Consider the following 17,844-nt stretch of genomic DNA (forward strand, 5'->3'; position numbering starts at 1 on the left):
TTATAATTTGCAATAAAAAAACATAAAAGTAAATTCAATAATAAAATTAATTAACAGTTTAACAAAAAATGGCGGTAAAAATGATTGAAGAACAAACCAAAAGTTATTCAAAAAAACAAATATTTAAAACACTGCACCCATGGGTTAGAAAATGGTTTGATTCACAGTTCGATGATTTTACCCCCGCACAGAAAAGGTCAATTATCGACATCCACAAGAAAAACAACATACTAATCTCATCACCAACAGGATCCGGAAAAACACTAACCGCATTTTTATCAGTAATCAGCCAACTGACCGAACTGGCCGAAAAGGACCAACTGGAAGACAAGGTTTACTGCATATACATCTCACCTCTGAAAGCACTGGACAATGATATTGAAAAGAACCTTGATGAACCCCTGAAAGGAATTGAAAAGATAGCGGGGAAAAGCTTAGGAATCAGAAAAGCCGTCAGGACAGGTGACACAACACAATACCAAAGGCAAAAGATGCTTAAAAAACCGCCACACATCCTGATTACGACTCCTGAAACATTGTCAATTCTTCTTGTAGCGCCGAAGTTCAGGGAAAAGCTGAGCGGAGTCAAATATGTCATCATTGATGAAATCCATTCTTTAGCCGAAAACAAAAGAGGAGTTCATTTAAGCTTATCTCTGGAAAGGCTGCAGCATCTGCTGGGCCAGTACACAAGAATAGGACTTTCTGCAACAGTCAGTCCAATTGAGGAGATAGCAAAATTTTTAGTGGGCTACGAATATGGAGTTGGGCGAAGCTGCAAGATAGTAAATATAAACTATTTAAAAGAGCTTGACATGGAAGTTATGTGTCCTGTAAGCGACATCGTCCTGGCGGACGAGGAAGACACAAAGCTTGGAATGTATGATCTGTTGGATGATTTGATTTGGGAAAACAAGACCACACTAATATTTACAAATACACGTAGCGGAACTGAACGCTTTGTTTATAATTTAAAGAAAATGTATCCTATGCACTATGATGATGAAAACATAATGGCTCACCACTCTTCCCTTTCAAAAGAGGTCCGGCTGGAAACGGAAAACAAGCTGAAAGAAGGAAAATTAAAAGCTGTTGTTTCATCGACTTCACTGGAGCTAGGAATCGATATTGGATATATAGATTTAGTTGTTCTGATAAACTCACCGAAATCCGTGGCAAGAGCCCTTCAGAGAATAGGCAGAAGCGGACACAAACTGCATGAAAAATCCCGCGGAAAAATCATAGTTACCGACAGGGACGATCTGGTCGAATGCTCAGTGCTTTTAAAGAATGCAAAGGAAGGCAAAATCGACAAGATATCAATACCAACAAACTGTCTTGACGTTCTGGCACAGCACATCTATGGAATGAGTATTGAAAATCCATGGGATATTGACTATGCGTATGACGTGATTAGAAAAAGCTATTGCTATAAGGACCTCTCAAGAGACGACTACGAAAACGTGCTAAGTTACATGGCCGGAGAGTATCCGGAACTTGAAGAGAGATATGTCTATGCAAAAATATGGATTGACTATAAGGAAAACACCTTTGGAAAACGTGGAAAGCTAGCAAGAATGCTTTATTCTACAAATATCGGAACCATCCCCGATTCCTCTGGTGTTCTGGTTAAATGCAATGGAGAGACTGTCGGAAAAATCGAAGCAGTGTTCATGGAGCGCCTTAAAAAGGGAGACACATTTGTCCTGGGAGGAAGAACATATCGCTTCAACTACGGAAAGGGAATGACCATCAACGTAACGCCTGCAAACGGACCGCCAACAATACCATCATGGTTTTCACAGCAGCTGCCACTGGCATTTGATCTTGCAATGGACATCCAACGCTTTAGAGCACATATGGACGTGAAATTCAGATACAGAAGACCAAAGGAAGAAATCATGGAATTCATCCACGAATATCTGTATGTTGACGATTTTGCGGCAAATTCCATTTACGAATACTTTGTGGAGCAGTTCAAATACGCCCAAATCCCAAATACCCAAAAACTGTTGATTGAATACTATAAGGGCTTCGGGGGAAGAAGATTCGTGATTTTCCATTCGCTGTTCGGAAGAAAGGTCAATGACGCACTGTCCCGTGCGGTAGCATATGTCGTGGCGCAGAGATATAACATTAACGTCACCATTTCCATTTCGGACAACGGATTTTATTTGAGCTCAGACGGTAAGATTGGAGGTCTTGAAGCATTTAAGGAACTGACTCCTGAGAATTTTGAAATAATACTGACAAAGGCCCTGAACAAAACCGAAACATTGGCTTCCAGATTCCGGCATTGTGCCGGCAGGTCACTGATGACGCTCAGGCACTACAAGGGAGAATCCAAATCAGTTGGACGCCAGCAAGTGCGAGGAAAAATCCTTCTTAAGTTCGTGCAGGACATGGATGATGACTTCTCCATTCTAAAGGAAGCCAGAAGGGAAGCGCTTGAAGACTACATGGACATCAAAAATGCCCTTAAGGTAATTGAAATGATTGACAGGGAAGAAATGGAAATAAAAACAATTAATACCGTGATTCCAAGTCCATTTGCATTCAATTTAGTTTCACAAGGATACCTTGACGTGCTGAATCAAAACGACAAGGGAGAGTTTACAAAAAGAATGCATCAGGCAATACTTGACCAAATCAAGGACAAGTTAAAAGACATTTATTAACTTAAAAAACAAATACATATATTAGTTAATAAACAATAACTATTAAAAGGTGATTATTCATGACCAAGTGGAAAGCAGTTATCGTTGGTTTTATACTGGCAGTTATTGTAAAATCATTCTTTGCACATTATGAATTCATAGGATTATTGGCTGTAGGATTCATTACAGGATACATTGCCCATGATGGCATGTTGAGCGGTCTGTGGAATGCAGCCGTTGCCGGAGCATTGGGAACAATAGTCTGTGCAGTACTGTTCATCATAATTGCAACATTTGGAGGCAGCTTATTCGGAATATTCGGAGGCCTGACCGGATTTACAGTTTCTGGACTTTCAAGTTTAGTGGCAGTCGTATACAATTTGATTTACTATGCAATAGTAATGGGAATTACCGGAGCCGTTGGAGGAGCAATAGCTTCTCGAGATTAAAATTTTTGGAGATAAAACATGGACATATTTGGAGATGTGAATTTTAAGGCATTAGTATTTGGAGCGGGAATAGCTGGAGGATTTATACTATTCGGATGGCAAATATCAGATTGGCTATATCCATTTGCATCAATAGGACTGTTGTATGCAGGGTATGGACAAAAAAATGTCCTCTATGCAACAATTTGCGGTGCAATTGCATCAACAGCAATCATTGTGTTGACATTTCAGGGATATATGGGACAATTTGACGGATTTTTCATAACCGAAAATGGACTAATAACTGTTGCTTTAACAATTCTTATTGTAGGTGCATTCGTTGGTTTTGTTGGAGGATGGGCAAAAAGAAGCAGATTAAAAGCAATGGAACAATACGAAAAACAACAAAAGATTGGTAAAAAGAAAAATAAAAAGAAAAAAGCTAATGTTAAAACAACAAAAGCAAAAAACGGTTACGTAGATAAAATATTTAAAAAATAATAACAAAATTATGTTATTATTTTTTCTAATTCATCTCTTTCTATACCATTTTTGATTTCAAGTGCAATTCTTCTACCCATACTCATTGGTTTGCCATATGTCAGGTAGGAGTAAGGAGAACCATCCATGAATGTGTTTGTACCACCGTCAGTTCTTGCACTGATTTCAAAACAGATTACTTCCAAATTATCATTTACTAAAGTTTGCATACAGAATGGACCGTTCAATCCAGGAGCAACTAATTTTTTAGCACTTTCGGTTAATTTATCAGCAATGTCGAATACTTGTGGGAGTAATGATTCACGGATTACCGCAGGGTGGTTACCAGTTACAACGTAAGATGGGCTTAAGTCAATGTCCAATTGGTCTTTAGCAGGCATTCTTACAAATCCGTCGATACTTGATTCGTATCTTGTGTCCATACCCATTAATTCAACGGTATCGTCAAGTGCGGAGTAGAAATAGTGTATACAGTAGTTACAACCGGAAACGTATTCCTCAATGTGTGCAGCTTCCACATCACTGTCTTCTAACCATCCACGTGCTTTCATGGCTTCAATTTTTGCATCAAACTCTTCTGTAGATGATGCTACAAAGTAACCTCTTCCACCTCTTGCACCTGGGAACTTGACCATTACAGGCCTGTCAATTTCTGAAGGGTCATTGTATTTGAACGGTATTCTTACATCACCCTCAACAAGAAGTGCTCTTTCCTTATCTCTTTCAGCTTCCCATCTGAGTACATCCCTGTTACCAAACATTGGAACGTTGAATTTGTCCTCAACGTTGTCAAGTCCAGCATATGCAACGAAAGATCCATGAGGAACGACAATTGCATTCATATCTCTAAGTTTTTGTTGGACATCCTCATTGACGATGTCTTTAAATTCATCAACGATGATGTATTCGTCAGCTACACCAAAACGTTGATATGGAACTTCACGACCTTTTTCACAAACAATAGCTGTTCTAAACCCTTCTTCTTTAGCACCTTGCAGAATGTGCAAAGAGGTGTGACTTCCGAGAGTGGCTATTGTTATTTCATTTTTGTCATATTTAGCCAAAATATCCAAAATGTCTTCCTTTTTAACTTCTCCCATTATATCTTCTCCTAAAAGAATGATGATATTATATATATTTTTATGAATTAATAAGAGTTTTTATTTGATTTAAACAATTAAGTTAAAATTAAAAATGATAACGAACAAATACTAATATGAGTTACAAAGGAAAGGATAAAATGTTAATCGGTTTAATTTCAGACACCCATATTCCAGACAGAGCAAAAGAGTTGCCGCAAAATGTGCTTGAAGCATTCAGCAATGTTGATTTGATTATACATGCGGGAGATTTGACTTCACTGGACGTTATTGACAAACTCGAAGAAATAGCTCCGGTAATGGCAGTGCAGGGAAATATGGATAGGGCCAATGGAATTGACCTTCCCCGAGCGAAAGTGATTGAAGCTGAAGGACTAAAGATCGGAATTGCTCACGGAGAAGTCTATCCAAGAGCAGACACTCAGCAGCTGGTGTATCTGGCAAAGGAACTTGACGTTGACATTTTAGTTACAGGACACTCCCATCAACCGAAAATAGAAAAGACAGACGGCGTTTTACTGATAAATCCTGGAAGCCCCATAGTTCCAAGACTGGCCGACAGAACCGTGATGCTTCTGGAAATAAACAACAAGGAAGTTGATGTGGAAATCGTCAAGATTGGAGCGCCTGTATGCAGTGCTCTTAATTTCGAAATTTACAAGAGGGATTGAAATGGGAAGCAGATGGCAAGTGGAAAAGCATAACGATCCGTATTACAAGCAGGCTAAAAAAGAAGATTACCGTTCACGTGCATCATATAAACTTAAACAGCTGGATAAAAAATACAAACTCATCAAACAGGGAAATACAGTTGTCGACCTTGGAGCTGCCCCTGGAGGATGGTCACAGGTTGCCCTTGAGAAGGTGGGCGAGGAAGGAACCGTCGTCGGCGTTGACCTTAACAGATTTAAGAAATTCCATGAAGAGAACTATTATGGAATCAGAGGCGACTTTACAACCCCTGAAGTTCAGGAAAAGATTATGGAACTTATTGGAGGAAAAGCAAAGGTAGTAATGTCTGATGCCTCACCGTCACTGTGCGGAATAAAAAACATCGACCAGCTGAGATCAATTGACCTGACCAATGCAGTGATTGAAATAGCCGAAAACATCCTTGAAGAAAAGGGAAATCTGGTAATGAAAGTCTTTCAGGGCCCAGACTACAAAGCCATGCTTGACTCACTTAAAGGAAAATTCAGACAGGTAAAGACAACAAAACCGGCATCATCACGTAAAAAAAGTTCTGAAATGTACGTTGTGGGACTTGGATACAAACCTAAAAAAAATAGAAAAAAGGATAAAAATTAAAGTGTATTGTATGCATCGTAGGCAGCATCAAGTTTTTGTTTAGCAAATACAATCCTGCTGTCAACCTCATTGGACGGTATGTTCGCATCAAGAGCACTTTGAACATTCTGAATCGCTGAATCCGCCCTAGCCAGTTCTATCTTAGCATTGTTGTATGTCTGAATGTCATCAGAACTGCCCGCATAATAAGTGGCCTTGATACTATCGAACTTGACTGACAGATTTGTATATGATGCTTTCAGCTCTGCAAGCTCATCATATTGAGTGCCAGAGGATATCTCATTTGTAATACCTGATGAAACCATGCTATACCCTACATAAGCCACAACAATGATTGTTGCGACTATCATGATAATTCCAACGACGGAAATTAACATAGAAGTAGATTTGAATAAGCTTAATTTTGATTTCCTCATAATTATCCCAAATATAAAACATAATTTTTTATGTAACTATTAAATTTATTAATTTTAGTATATAATTCTTACCCAAATTTAAAGCAATGCAACATTTTTTTAAGTATGAAAATAATAATATTAAGATAATGAATTCCACTAATAAATCTCAAACATCAATCATAAAATTCGAAGAATTTTTCGCTACATCATACAAGGATGACGTGTTCGAAATACTCGAAACATATCCTGATAAGCGATCACTAACTGTAGACTACAATGTGCTGGAAATATTTGATCCTGACCTTGCGGATTTGCTGATAGAAAAACCTGAAGAGGTTATTGAAGCGGCACAGATTGCAATAAAAAATATTGACCCCCTCGTAAAGGATGCTGACATCAATATCAGATTTGCAAATCTATCCAATATCATTCCATTAAAGACATTGCTGAGTAAATATATTGGAACATTTGTTGCAGCAGACGGAATCGTAAGGAAGACAGATGAAATAAGGCCACGTATTGAAACTGGAGTATTCGAATGTAGAGGATGTATGAGATTGCATGAAGTCGAACAGAGTTCCGGAAACAGAATTATCGAACCTTCATTATGTAGCGAATGTGGTGGAAGATCATTCAGATTGCTTCAGGAAGAATCAAAATACATCGATACCCAAACCGCAAGAATGCAGGAACCTTTAGAGAACTTATCCGGAGGAACCGAACCGAAACAGATGCTTATGGTTTTGGAAGATGATTTGGTGGATGAATTAAATCCTGGAGACAAGGTAAGAATTACAGGTGTTTTGAAGACATTCAGAGAGGAAAGAAGCGGCAAATTCAAAAATTACATTTACGTGAATCATATCGAACCGCTGGAACAGGAATTTGAAGAACTGCAGCTCTCTGAAGAGGATGAGGAACAAATCATCGAATTGTCAAAAGACCCTCACATTTACGATAAAATTATCAAATCAACCGCCCCTTCAATCAGAGGTTACAGGGACGTAAAAGAAGCTATCGCATTACAGCTCTTCGGAGGAGCCGCAAAACAGCTTGAAGACGAAACCAAACTAAGGGGAGATATCCACATTCTCATTGTAGGGGACCCCGGTATCGGTAAATCCCAGATATTGAAATACGTTTCAAGACTTGCTCCAAGAAGTATCTATACAAGTGGTAAAGGTACAACCGGAGCAGGATTGACTGCAGCGGCAGTTAGAGATGAGCTTGGAGGATGGTCTCTGGAAGCAGGAGCATTGGTGCTTGGGGACCAGGGTAACGTATGTGTTGACGAGCTCGATAAGATGAGGTCAGAAGACAGATCTGCGCTTCACGAAGCACTGGAACAGCAGACCGTAAGTATTGCAAAGGCAGGAATCATGGCCACCTTGAATTCAAGATGTTCAGTTCTAGCAGCTGCAAACCCTAAATTTGGAAGATTTGACAGATATAAAGTGCTTGCAGAGCAAATCGATTTGCCTGCACCAATTATTTCCCGTTTCGATTTGATTTTCGTTATTGAAGATAAGCCAAGCAGGGAAGGGGACTCAAAATTGGCGGAGCACATTTTAAAAATACACCAGTCCAATACTGTTGATTATGAGATTGAACCGGAATTGCTTAGAAAATATATTGCATACGCACGTAAGAACGTCCATCCTGTTCTGACAGATGAGGCCAACACCGTTTTACGAGAGTTTTATGTAAATACACGTAACAGCAACACCGAAGAGCAGGCCCCTGTGCCAATTACCGCAAGGCAACTGGAAGCTATAATCCGTTTATCAGAAGCCAGTGCCAAAATTAAGCTTAAGGACACAGTTGACAAGGAAGACGCTGAAAAGGCAGTCAGACTGCAAATGGCATGTCTTAAGGAAGTTGGTGTTGATCCTGAAACCGGAGAAATTGACGTGGACATCATTGGTGGAGGAACTCCTAAATCCGACAGGGACAAAATACAAAAAGTAACCGAAGAGATTGAACTTCTCCAAGAGGAATATGCCGGAAACGCTCCTTTGAACGTTTTAATTTCAAATATGGCCGACAAATATGATGTCAGCCAGGAAAAAGTGGAAGAAATCGTGAGGAATCTAAGACAGAAAGGAGTAATCTACGAACCTACCCACGGCCAATTCAGAATAATCGAATAATTTCAAAAAATAATTTAGTATACAGTTTCATGGCTAAATAGCAATACATTAATAAATGATTAAAATCAAACTTAATATATTATACTTATACTAATTTTTATAGGAGAGATAAAATGGACAAATATGAAGATTTATTAGAAAGAGCAATAGACCAATTACCTCCTGAAGTATTTGAACATAAAAGATTCAAAATTCCTAAAGCTTATTCAGATATCCAAGGTAATAGAACCTTTATCAAAAACTTTAAAGATGTTGCAGAAGGTTTAAACAGAGACCCTCAGCATTTATTGAAATTCTTGATGAGAGAATTAGGTACTGCAGGAAACATCGAAGGTCAAAGAGCAATCTTGCAAGGTAAATTTACACATTACCTAATCAACGAAAGAATTGAAGATTATGTGGACAAATACGTAATTTGCCACGAATGCAACAGACCAGATACCAGAATTATCAGAGAAGGTAGAATATTCTTACTTAAATGTGCTGCATGCGGTGCAACAGCACCTTTAAAAACATTATAATTCTACTTTTTTATTTATTTTTTACAATCCGCAACGTGAAATCCTCAATGTCATAAATGAGGTAGTCCAGTGATATTATGTTTTGTCCAGAGTGTGGAAGTACCGATAAGGAAATGGTCGGAGAAATTTGCATCGACTGCTTTTTAAAAGATTTTCAGATGATTGAACTTCCAAAACGCATTGAAGTTCAAATATGCAGCCACTGCAACAGCAAGCTCGAAGAAGGAAAATGGAGCGATGAGTTCATTCCCGAAGAGGAAATCATCTACAGAGCACTTGAGAGAAATATAAAAATCGCTGATGAAGTTTCAAATGAAATCATCAATCTGGAAATCGACCAGATTAAAGGAACATTGGCAAGCTGTTTTGTTGAAGTCGCAGGTGAAGTTCATGGCGTTAGAATTGAAGAGACACATGACTGCGAAGTTAAAATCCAAAAGACAGTGTGTCCAACATGCAGCAAAATTCAATCCGGATATTACGAAACTGTGGTCCAGTTCAGAGCAGATAAAAGAGAAATAAAACCTGAAGAATATGCTAAAGCCGATGAAGTGGTTGAAAGGACATTAATAAAGCAGTCTTCATCCGACAAACTTGCATATTGTCCTCAAATAGCTAAGCTAAAGGAAGGATACGATTATTATATCGGATCTTTTAAATCCGGAAAGAAGGTGGCTGAAAACCTAAAAGAGGAATTTGGAGGAATCATAAAGGAATCTCCAAGACTTATAAGCGAAGACAAATCCACCGGAAAAGGCCTTTACAGGATTTGGATTTCAGTAAGAATCCCTGAATTTGAAGTCAATGATTTCATCAAGTTCGAAAACAAGATAATGCAGGTGACAAGCATTGGAAAAAACAGCGTCGTTGCCATCGACATCGAAGCTGACAAAAAGCACAACATTCCAATGAAGAATATGGAAGACATCGAACTTCTCAAAAAAGCTGATGAAATCGAAACCACAACAATCATATCAAAATCTCCAAGCATAATTCAGATTTTGGATCCAAGCGATTATTCCGCAGTTGATTTGGAAATGAAAGATGAATTTGCAGACTACAATATTGGGGATGAAATAAATCTTATAAAAATCGATAATTACATTTATTTGTTGAGTTAAGTGATAAAATGAATATTGAAGAAAAAATTCAATTAATTAAAGAAGGAACCCTGGAAGTTATAGATGAAGAAGAATTAAAAGAAGTTCTCAAAAAAGAGCAACCTATAGCTTATACAGGTTATGAACCTTCCGGAAAAATCCATTTAGGACATGCAGTGACTGTGCAAAAATTAAAGCAACTTCAAAAATTAGGTTTTAAGATTAAAATCCTTCTTGCAGATTATCATGCATTTTTAAATGGAAAAGGCACTGTTAAAGAAATTGCAGAGACTGCTGAATACAACAAAAGATGTTTCCAGGCACTGGGACTTGATGAAACAACCGAATACGTATTGGGTTCATCATTTCAGCTCGATGCGGACTACACAGATAAAGTTTATCAATTAGCTACAATGACTACACTCAAAAGAGCCAGAAGAAGTATGGATCAGGTAAGTCGTGCAGATGACAATCCGAAAGTGGCCAGCGTAATTTATCCTATTATGCAAACTGTGGATATGGCTGCTCTTGAAGTGGACATAGCTCTTGGAGGAATGGAACAGAGAAAAATCCAGATGTTGGCAAGAGAAAACCTTGAAAAAATAGGCGAAAATGTCCCTGTCTGCATCCACACCCCATTGCTGCACGGTCTTGACGGTGACGCTAAAATGTCTTCAAGCAAAGGAAACTACATTGCAGTGGACGATTCCGTTGAAGTAATTTCCAAAAAGATTAACAAAAGCTACTGCCCTCAAGGGGAAGTTGAAGGAAACCCGATGATTGAAATTGCGGAAACCTTTGTTTTCCCAAATCAGGATACTTTGCTTATTAAAAGACCTGAAAAATTCGGTGGAGATATTGAATTAACCCATGACGAGTTAATCAAAGACTTTAGCGAAGGAAATTTACATCCTATGGATTTAAAAAATGGAATTAAAGATTTCTTAATTGAATTCTTTGCTCCTGTAAGAGAATACATGGAGGAAAATTAAATGGAAGAAGAAAAACAGGAATTTCAAATGGGCATACCTAACGGTGTTGGTGAAGCCATGCTCGCACATGCATTTGAAAAATTTGACTTCAAATTGGAACAAACCGAATTCGGCCCAGTGCTGATTGGCGACTATGACGAGCTTGTCAAAGTGAAAGAATTCCTAGCTAACGCTATTGAAGAAAGATTGAAAGAATTAGAAGGGGAATAGCTATTCTCCATACTTATTTTATTAAAAAAAAAGAAAATATATTTCCCAAAATAATTCATTTTGGGAATTTAAGTTATTTTAACTGTTTTTAAATCGGATCTACTTCTTTTCCGTTTTCATCATACTCAGGCAACATCTCATTACCGTTTTCATCATAATAGGTATTTGATGTATCCTCCGAACTACTTGAAGAGGATGATGAGGATGATGAATAGGAACTTGAATATGAAGATTGGGAATATGAAGTTTGAGGTTGGGAAACTGAATCGGATGAATCTTGAGCATCTGCAATTGTTTCCTCAATCAGAGTAGCATTATCCACTTGCTCCTCAATGTGCTCTCCCTTGATTGTCAGTTTTTGTGAAATACTACTGCTTGAATAGTTTCCGTCTCCATCAAAGGTAATATTAAGGTCATATTCACCGGCGCTGACATTCTCCACTTTTACAATTGCAACGCCTGTAGCATGAGTTTTAACAGATTCTTCATAAACAACCTTACCGTTACTGCCTGTAAGTTTAACGTGGAGCGTTTTATCACTTAAAGAAGTTTTTTCGTTGTCAGTTAATTTAACGTAAAGAGTACCGTTCTGTCCGAGGTCTCCTTTGTTTAATACATCTATAGTTGTGAATTTTGCATCGGCACTAGGGGCGAATACAATACCTCCAACTACAACTGCAATGACAACAACAACTCCAGCTATTATCATTTCTTTTTTATCCATTTTATCACTCAATTTACTATTTTACTTAATATATTAGACATAGTCATTTATATACTTTAGACATTTTGCCGGTTTTAAAGGCATTTTCAATATCGTGATTGGTAATGTGCTCACAATATGCAGTCGGGACATAATCCCAGATATGGGGCTACGGCCTTTTTAATGTCTGAAGAAACCTTATTCACGCCGTTGTTTGCATCGATGATTTTGTGCTCGTAATCCTTGGCTATTTTCAAATAGTTTTCCTTTACATTAGCTAAAAATTCCTCATTTTCAAAAGTGTCCTCGCCGGAAGTTCTTGCAACTGATGTCTTAACATCCAAATCAAGCAGCAAAAGCAAATCTGGTTTTTTGGCGTGTTTATTTAAAACTTCCACCCATTCTGGATTGTTCTGATAGGCAAGAGATGAAATGAATGACCTGTCAGAGATGATGATTTTGGATTCATCTTCCAGTTTATCCATGATGCACAATCTGTCTGCGGCGAAAAGCAAAGCGAGGATATTTTGAATTTCATCAGTTTTCGCATCAGGCCTCTGCAGCATTTTGCGTATTAACTTTCCAACCTGTGAATCAGTCGGTTCGACCAATGTTTCAACTTCAAATCCGTTATCTTCAAGCCATTGGCCCAACATTTGAATTTGAGTTGATTTTCCGGCACCATCAATTCCTTCAAATACTATATACATAAAATAGAATATGTTTTAATTTAATATATAATTAATTCCAAATACTTAAATGAATAAATCAAAACAAGGTGTTTAAATAAAATGGTTTTAGAAGAATTATTGGCCCCTGCAGGTTCACCGGAAGTCCTGACAATAGCCGTCAACGCCGGTGCGGATGCTGTTTATATTGCAGGCCAGCAATACGGGGCAAGAGCTTATGCCAAAAACTTTACGATTGAAGAAATTGAAAAGGCAGTGAAATATGCTCATTTGAATGGCGTTAAAGTGCACGTTACCGTCAACACGCTTATAAACAACTTTGAAGTTGTGGACGTGATGAAGTATCTCTTTAAGCTGTATCAAATCGGAGTTGATGCAGTCATCGTTCAGGATTTCGGACTGATCTGGCTTTTGAAAACATTCATTCCGGATTTGGAGGTTCATGCATCAACACAGATGGGAATAAACAACTATTCATCAATCAGATGGGCGAGCAAAAACAACATAAAAAGGATAGTCCTTCCAAGGGAAGTCAACATTGACCAGATTCGACAGACACATGATCAGCTTGAAAAAGACAACATTGACATGGACCTTGAGGTATTCGGTCACGGAGCCCTATGCTATTGTGTGAGCGGAAAATGCTACATGTCCTCATACAACAGCGGGAGAAGCGGAAACAGGGGAGCATGCGCACAGCCATGCAGACGGGAATACCGCCTGAAATACAGAGGATACAATATAGGAAACGGATATCTTCTCTCAACACATGACCTTGCAACCTATGACAACATACAGGCAATATCCGATGCGGGAGTCAAATCCCTGAAGCTGGAAGGGAGGATGAAGTCCGGAGACTATATCGGAACCATCGTAAACAGCTATAGAAACATAATTGACGGAAATCCTGGAGATTATAAAAAAGACCTGCACCTTGTTTTTAACCGCCAGTTTACCAACGGATACATGATGGGAGACAAGCCTGGAGACGTAATGGGCAGAGGCCATTCCGGCCATGAAGGATTATACATTGGTGATATTACCAATATTGACGATACAAAGGTCACCATTGAAATCAAAAACAAGGAAATTCCAATCATTTTAGAGCCCGGAGATGGAATTGCGTTTAAATACAACGGCAAAATCAAGGGAATATATCTGGAAAAAATCATAAAGCAGGATGAAAATGAAATCATAATAGACACCACACGCCTTGTTAAAGTGGGAACTGAAGTGTTTATCAGCTATTCCAAATCAACACACGATTATCTAAAGCAGTTTGAAAAGGAAACTGTCAAAAGCAATGTGGGAATCAATCTGTCCTTAACCTGGGATGAAAATCTCAACCTTTTTACAAAAGTTGAATACCATATTGACGATGAGCTTATCAATTTCAGGCACAAAACACTGGATAAATTCGAAAAGGCAAAAAACAAGCCGGTGACAGAAGAAATCATCACACAGCAACTCAGGAAAACTGGAGGAACACCGTTCTACATTGAAAACATTCGCTTCAACAACATGCCTAAAGACATATTCATACCAATTCGTGAGATAAATCAGATAAGAAGGGAAATTCTTGATACCGCAACAGAGCTTTTGGAAAATCACTACACCCCAACCAAAAAATCCGTAAAGGAAGTTCGAAAAAACCTCACCAAGTTTTTCGAGGATTATGAAAATATTCCTGATAAAAACAAAAGGAAAACACCTGCCCTGTCAATATTCATCGATGACATCTCGCAAATCAATGCAATATCAGGCTTTGATTTGAAAAGAATCTATTTCGACAGAAACTGCCACTACAATAACTCCAAAGACTATTTCAAAGACATTAAGGAAACATTGAAGCAGGCAAGCTTAAGGGCATCTCCAACTGAACTTGTCTGGGTTTTGGCATCATTCATATCCGAAGAGGATGCGGTCAGATGCAGCAAAATCGTAAAGGAACTCGAAAATGAAGGAATTATCATCTCAGTTATGGGCGATTTTCCGGGAATGGCTGAAATATTCGACTGCCCTATTTATGGAAACCACAACCTGAACGTTTGGAACAGTTTCACTGTCCGTGATTTGAATGAAGCAGGATTCAAATCATTGATATTATCTTCAGAGCTTTCAGGAGCCGAAATCAAAGAGCTGATTAGAAAGAACCATGACAGAAACATTGACCTTGAGATGATTGTCAACGGAAACCTGGAAGTTATTGTAAGCAAAGACGATTTCACCAATCTGAATGACGGAAAGGACTTCATAATTTCAAATGATGCCGATTATGCCACTCTTGAAGACAAAAAAAGAAAGAAATTCAAATACAAGATATTTTTCGACTACACAAGGCAAAGCCACATCATCAACAAGGACTGCCTGTGTCTGATTGAAGAGATGAATGAAATCAAGGAATTCGGCCTTGATTCAATAATCCTTGATTGCAGATACTCCAATGAGAAGTACACAACACAGATATTGTCAATCTATAATGAAAGCCTTAAGAATAAAGACCAAGAGGAACTGACAAAATACAAATACCAGATTATGGATTTCTCACAGTCCTACATCAACAAAGGCAATTACATTGAGGGAAGGTTGCATGAGAATTCCTGAACTGCTTGCACCTGCAGGCTCAATGGAGCACTTGAAAATAGCAATCAAAGCAGGAGCAAGTTCCGTTTATCTGTCCGGGAAAAATTATGGAGCCCGAAAGTTTGCCGAAAACTTCACACTGGAGGAGATTGAAGAGGCCGTAAACATTGCTCACATGCACAATGTCAAGGTTTACGTTACCGTGAACACGTTAATCAGGCAGAATGAACTTGAAAATGTAATGAATTACCTCTCCAGGCTGCATGCAATGGGAGTTGATGCAGTCCTCATTCAGGATCTGGGATTGGTGGAACTGATAAACAGATACCTGCCTAATTTGAAAATCCATGCATCGACACAGATGACCTGTGAAAATCAGCTGAAGATTGATTATCTTGAAAGCAAAGGGATTAAAAGGGTTGTTCTTCCACGTGAGATGAGAAAAGAGGAAATCAAAAACCTGAAAACAAACATGGAGCTTGAAATATTTGCCCATGGGGCATTATGCTATTCCTATTCAGGACAATGCCTGATGAGCAGTTTCAAAGGCGGGCGAAGCGGAAACAGAGGAACATGTGCACAGCCATGCCGCCAAAAATACAAAATCGATGAAATCAATAAAAAAGATTACTATTTATCCCCCTGCGATTTAAGTCTGTTTGATAGCTTAAAGGAAATATCAGAGATGAATATCTCCTGCATAAAGATTGAAGGGCGAATGAGATCAAAGGAATACCTGGCAGTCACCATAAGCAATTACAGAAAAGCATTGAACAAGTTGAAAAGCGGAAAAGAAATAAAAAGTGAAGAGTTGAGTTTGGCATTCAACAGAGGATTTACCCAAGGCCAATTCAATCATGAATCCAAAAGAAGCCTGAGAGCAGGCCATATTGGCTTGAAAATAGGCAGCGTCATTGAAGATAAGAAGAACCAGATTGCAATAAAGTTATACGATTCAATAAAAAGCATCCCCGAAAAGGGAGATGGCCTGCTGATAGTCAAAAACATTAACGATTATGGATTTGAAATATCGCAAAATCCAACAATAACAACCATGAATCACTTTAAAAAAGGCAAATTCAAGCAGGTTAAAGATTTAACACGACCTGATAAGGTGCTGGTGGTTAAGAAAGTATGGCAAAACAAGAAAAGCGATTTTGATTTGAATGGAAGTGACGTTTACCTGACAAAAAGGCACAGCCTTGCAAAAAGAGCAAAGGAAATCGAAAATAAAGGAACAAGTTACGTAAAATCCAAATTGACACTTACTTTTTCCATTAAAAACAAGTTTCCGCATCTAAAAGGAAGATTGACACTTGCAAATAGAAAAGAGGTTGAATGTGAAGTTAGGGGAAACGCCCCATTTGAAAAGCCACTTAAGAAAAGCGTTGACCAGGATACAATCAGAAAACAGCTTTCAAAAGTGGGCGATTATCCATTTGACATTGTTCACATTAACATCAACTATGACGGAACACTGTTTATTCCTATAAGAAAGATCAATGAGCTTAGGCGAAACCTGTTTGAAAACCTGGAAAAGGCAGTCATTAATCTGTACTCCAATAAATCAAAAAGAATAAAACTTGACATTAACGCTGTGGAACCGGAAGCAATGAAACCTAGTTTTTCATTCTACACAAATAATCTGAATCATTTAAAAAACATCAGCAACGTGAAAAGAGTCTATCTTGAGATTCCACCAGAAGACGATTCCCTAGACATTTCCGGAAAGCCAAACTACAACATAAATTACATAGTAAACTTCATTAAAGATGCTTATGATATTTCAGCCGGCAAGGACTACACGTTAATCTGGAAATGGCCAGACATCTGCCATGACAATATGATTAAAATTCTAAATAAAGTAAGGGCAATACTTTCAAAAATGCATTACACCATTCCAATCATGAGCAATAGCTTCAATGGAAAATACGGACCTTACTCCATGAACATCACAAACACAGAAAGCATTGACAGTCTTGAAAGCTATGAAATTTTAACCCTATCTCCGGAGCTTAGAAAATCCGACTACGAGGAGATAATAAGACATTGCAAAACACCGCAAAAACTGGAAATGCTGGTTCAGGGTTCTGTCGAGCTAATGAAGACAAGATATCCCGTCCTCTACAATAACGAGTTGAAATCCGGTTATGAAAACTGCCTAATAGACCAGAACAACAACAGGCATGAAATCCACAAAAGCATTTCAGGAGAGGAACTGATTATTTTAAGCGACAGCGAGCTTTCATTGATTGGACAAATCAAACATTTAAATGAGATTGGATATTGCAATTTCTCAATAGACGGCCGTTATAAGTCAGATGAGTATTATAAAATGATAGACATCTACAAATCAGCACTTAACGGCAGTGCAAATAAAAAAGAACTGTCAAAATACAGCCAAAAAAATACGACTGCAAACTACTAGGCAAAATACTTTGCAAATGCTCTCTCGGCAAAAAACCAATATATATTAAAATTAAATTATAATCACAAAAAGGGTT

General features: G+C 38.2%; 16 protein-coding genes. 12 read left to right on the forward strand and 4 right to left on the reverse strand.

Annotated elements, in window-relative coordinates:
* Nucleotides 1-80: 80 nt before the first annotated feature.
* Genes Q0W26_RS04860 through Q0W26_RS04870 form a run of 3 tightly spaced genes read left to right on the forward strand, consistent with a single transcriptional unit; the run spans nt 81 to nt 3,586 of the window.
* Nucleotides 81-2,678 (forward strand): ATP-dependent helicase, encoded by a 2,598-nt coding sequence (locus Q0W26_RS04860; RefSeq protein WP_342765335.1) that lies wholly within the window; start codon nt 81-83, stop codon nt 2,676-2,678.
* Between the two features lie 59 nt (nt 2,679-2,737).
* Nucleotides 2,738-3,106 carry a DUF5518 domain-containing protein gene (locus Q0W26_RS04865; protein ID WP_298523017.1) on the forward strand — a complete coding sequence of 123 codons (369 nt, stop codon included), beginning with the start codon at nt 2,738-2,740 and terminating at the stop codon, nt 3,104-3,106.
* 18 nt (nt 3,107-3,124) lie between these two features.
* Nucleotides 3,125-3,586 (forward strand): hypothetical protein, encoded by a 462-nt coding sequence (locus Q0W26_RS04870; RefSeq protein WP_298523018.1) that lies wholly within the window; start codon nt 3,125-3,127, stop codon nt 3,584-3,586.
* A gap of 8 nt (nt 3,587-3,594) precedes the next feature.
* On the opposite strand, the gene Q0W26_RS04875 is transcribed toward Q0W26_RS04870, so the two are convergent.
* A complete protein-coding gene (locus tag Q0W26_RS04875) occupies nt 3,595-4,686 on the reverse strand; it encodes a formate--phosphoribosylaminoimidazolecarboxamide ligase (RefSeq protein ID WP_298500141.1) in 1,092 nt (363 codons plus the stop codon).
* Nucleotides 4,687-4,826: 140 nt separating this feature from the next.
* On the opposite strand from Q0W26_RS04875, the gene Q0W26_RS04880 reads away from it, so the two are divergent.
* Nucleotides 4,827-5,357 (forward strand): metallophosphoesterase, encoded by a 531-nt coding sequence (locus tag Q0W26_RS04880; RefSeq protein ID WP_298523062.1) that lies wholly within the window; start codon nt 4,827-4,829, stop codon nt 5,355-5,357.
* Nucleotide 5,358: 1 nt separating this feature from the next.
* Nucleotides 5,359-5,994 (forward strand): RlmE family RNA methyltransferase, encoded by a 636-nt coding sequence (locus Q0W26_RS04885; RefSeq protein ID WP_298523019.1) that lies wholly within the window; start codon nt 5,359-5,361, stop codon nt 5,992-5,994.
* On the opposite strand, the gene Q0W26_RS04890 is transcribed toward Q0W26_RS04885, so the two are convergent.
* Nucleotides 5,991-6,410, reverse strand: a complete 420-nt coding sequence (locus Q0W26_RS04890) for a hypothetical protein (RefSeq protein WP_298523021.1) — start codon at nt 6,408-6,410, stop codon at nt 5,991-5,993. The two genes, Q0W26_RS04885 and Q0W26_RS04890, sit on opposite strands and share 4 nt — an antisense overlap.
* 128 nt (nt 6,411-6,538) lie before the next feature.
* Here Q0W26_RS04890 and Q0W26_RS04895 point away from each other — a divergent pair, with 128 nt between their 5' ends.
* From Q0W26_RS04895 to Q0W26_RS04915, 5 genes are all read left to right on the forward strand, one after another.
* Nucleotides 6,539-8,542 (forward strand): minichromosome maintenance protein MCM, encoded by a 2,004-nt coding sequence (locus Q0W26_RS04895; RefSeq protein WP_298523023.1) that lies wholly within the window; start codon nt 6,539-6,541, stop codon nt 8,540-8,542.
* 113 nt (nt 8,543-8,655) lie between these two features.
* The gene (locus Q0W26_RS04900) at nt 8,656-9,063 is read left to right on the forward strand and encodes a translation initiation factor IF-2 subunit beta (protein ID WP_292606299.1); all 408 of its coding nucleotides are present in this window, start codon (nt 8,656-8,658) and stop codon (nt 9,061-9,063) included.
* Nucleotides 9,064-9,140: 77 nt separating this feature from the next.
* On the forward strand, nt 9,141-10,184 hold the full coding sequence (locus Q0W26_RS04905) for a 60S ribosomal export protein NMD3 (RefSeq protein WP_298523025.1): 1,044 nt from the start codon (nt 9,141-9,143) through the stop codon (nt 10,182-10,184).
* 8 nt (nt 10,185-10,192) lie between these two features.
* On the forward strand, nt 10,193-11,155 hold the full coding sequence (locus tag Q0W26_RS04910; protein WP_298523028.1) for a tyrosine--tRNA ligase: 963 nt from the start codon (nt 10,193-10,195) through the stop codon (nt 11,153-11,155).
* On the forward strand, nt 11,156-11,365 hold the full coding sequence (locus tag Q0W26_RS04915; protein WP_298523030.1) for a hypothetical protein: 210 nt from the start codon (nt 11,156-11,158) through the stop codon (nt 11,363-11,365). It begins immediately after the preceding gene.
* Nucleotides 11,366-11,453: 88 nt separating this feature from the next.
* On the opposite strand, the gene Q0W26_RS04920 is transcribed toward Q0W26_RS04915, so the two are convergent.
* Both Q0W26_RS04920 and tmk read right to left on the reverse strand, forming a co-directional pair.
* Nucleotides 11,454-12,089 carry a hypothetical protein gene (locus Q0W26_RS04920; RefSeq protein ID WP_298523032.1) on the reverse strand — a complete coding sequence of 212 codons (636 nt, stop codon included), beginning with the start codon at nt 12,087-12,089 and terminating at the stop codon, nt 11,454-11,456.
* Between the two features lie 110 nt (nt 12,090-12,199).
* Nucleotides 12,200-12,778, reverse strand: coding sequence for a dTMP kinase (gene tmk / locus Q0W26_RS04925; RefSeq protein WP_298523035.1), 579 nt, complete (start codon nt 12,776-12,778; stop codon nt 12,200-12,202).
* Nucleotides 12,779-12,859: 81 nt separating this feature from the next.
* Between tmk and Q0W26_RS04930 the strand changes: the two genes are divergently transcribed.
* Both Q0W26_RS04930 and Q0W26_RS04935 read left to right on the forward strand, forming a co-directional pair.
* Nucleotides 12,860-15,361, forward strand: a complete 2,502-nt coding sequence (locus Q0W26_RS04930) for a U32 family peptidase (protein WP_298523037.1) — start codon at nt 12,860-12,862, stop codon at nt 15,359-15,361.
* Nucleotides 15,348-17,768 (forward strand): U32 family peptidase, encoded by a 2,421-nt coding sequence (locus tag Q0W26_RS04935; protein ID WP_298523038.1) that lies wholly within the window; start codon nt 15,348-15,350, stop codon nt 17,766-17,768. Before Q0W26_RS04930 ends, Q0W26_RS04935 begins: the two co-directional genes overlap by 14 nt.
* Nucleotides 17,769-17,844: the final 76 nt, after the last annotated feature.

Origin of the sequence: uncultured Methanobrevibacter sp. (genome assembly GCF_947169325.1) — an archaeon.
GTDB lineage: Archaea > Methanobacteriota > Methanobacteria > Methanobacteriales > Methanobacteriaceae > Methanocatella.

What these genes read in the sequence shown, in the direction of transcription:
- Q0W26_RS04860 (WP_342765335.1), top strand. Translation starts at nt 81, where the DNA reads ATGATTGAAGAACAAACCAAAAGTTATTCAAAAAAACAAATATTTAAA.
- Q0W26_RS04865 (WP_298523017.1), top strand. Translation starts at nt 2,738, where the DNA reads ATGACCAAGTGGAAAGCAGTTATCGTTGGTTTTATACTGGCAGTTATT.
- Q0W26_RS04870 (WP_298523018.1), top strand. Translation starts at nt 3,125, where the DNA reads ATGGACATATTTGGAGATGTGAATTTTAAGGCATTAGTATTTGGAGCG.
- Q0W26_RS04875 (WP_298500141.1), bottom strand. Translation starts at nt 4,686, where the DNA reads ATGGGAGAAGTTAAAAAGGAAGACATTTTGGATATTTTGGCTAAATAT.
- Q0W26_RS04880 (WP_298523062.1), top strand. Translation starts at nt 4,827, where the DNA reads ATGTTAATCGGTTTAATTTCAGACACCCATATTCCAGACAGAGCAAAA.
- Q0W26_RS04885 (WP_298523019.1), top strand. Translation starts at nt 5,359, where the DNA reads ATGGGAAGCAGATGGCAAGTGGAAAAGCATAACGATCCGTATTACAAG.
- Q0W26_RS04890 (WP_298523021.1), bottom strand. Translation starts at nt 6,410, where the DNA reads ATGAGGAAATCAAAATTAAGCTTATTCAAATCTACTTCTATGTTAATT.
- Q0W26_RS04895 (WP_298523023.1), top strand. Translation starts at nt 6,539, where the DNA reads ATGAATTCCACTAATAAATCTCAAACATCAATCATAAAATTCGAAGAA.
- Q0W26_RS04900 (WP_292606299.1), top strand. Translation starts at nt 8,656, where the DNA reads ATGGACAAATATGAAGATTTATTAGAAAGAGCAATAGACCAATTACCT.
- Q0W26_RS04905 (WP_298523025.1), top strand. Translation starts at nt 9,141, where the DNA reads ATGTTTTGTCCAGAGTGTGGAAGTACCGATAAGGAAATGGTCGGAGAA.
- Q0W26_RS04910 (WP_298523028.1), top strand. Translation starts at nt 10,193, where the DNA reads ATGAATATTGAAGAAAAAATTCAATTAATTAAAGAAGGAACCCTGGAA.
- Q0W26_RS04915 (WP_298523030.1), top strand. Translation starts at nt 11,156, where the DNA reads ATGGAAGAAGAAAAACAGGAATTTCAAATGGGCATACCTAACGGTGTT.
- Q0W26_RS04920 (WP_298523032.1), bottom strand. Translation starts at nt 12,089, where the DNA reads ATGGATAAAAAAGAAATGATAATAGCTGGAGTTGTTGTTGTCATTGCA.
- tmk (WP_298523035.1), bottom strand. Translation starts at nt 12,778, where the DNA reads ATGTATATAGTATTTGAAGGAATTGATGGTGCCGGAAAATCAACTCAA.
- Q0W26_RS04930 (WP_298523037.1), top strand. Translation starts at nt 12,860, where the DNA reads ATGGTTTTAGAAGAATTATTGGCCCCTGCAGGTTCACCGGAAGTCCTG.
- Q0W26_RS04935 (WP_298523038.1), top strand. Translation starts at nt 15,348, where the DNA reads ATGAGAATTCCTGAACTGCTTGCACCTGCAGGCTCAATGGAGCACTTG.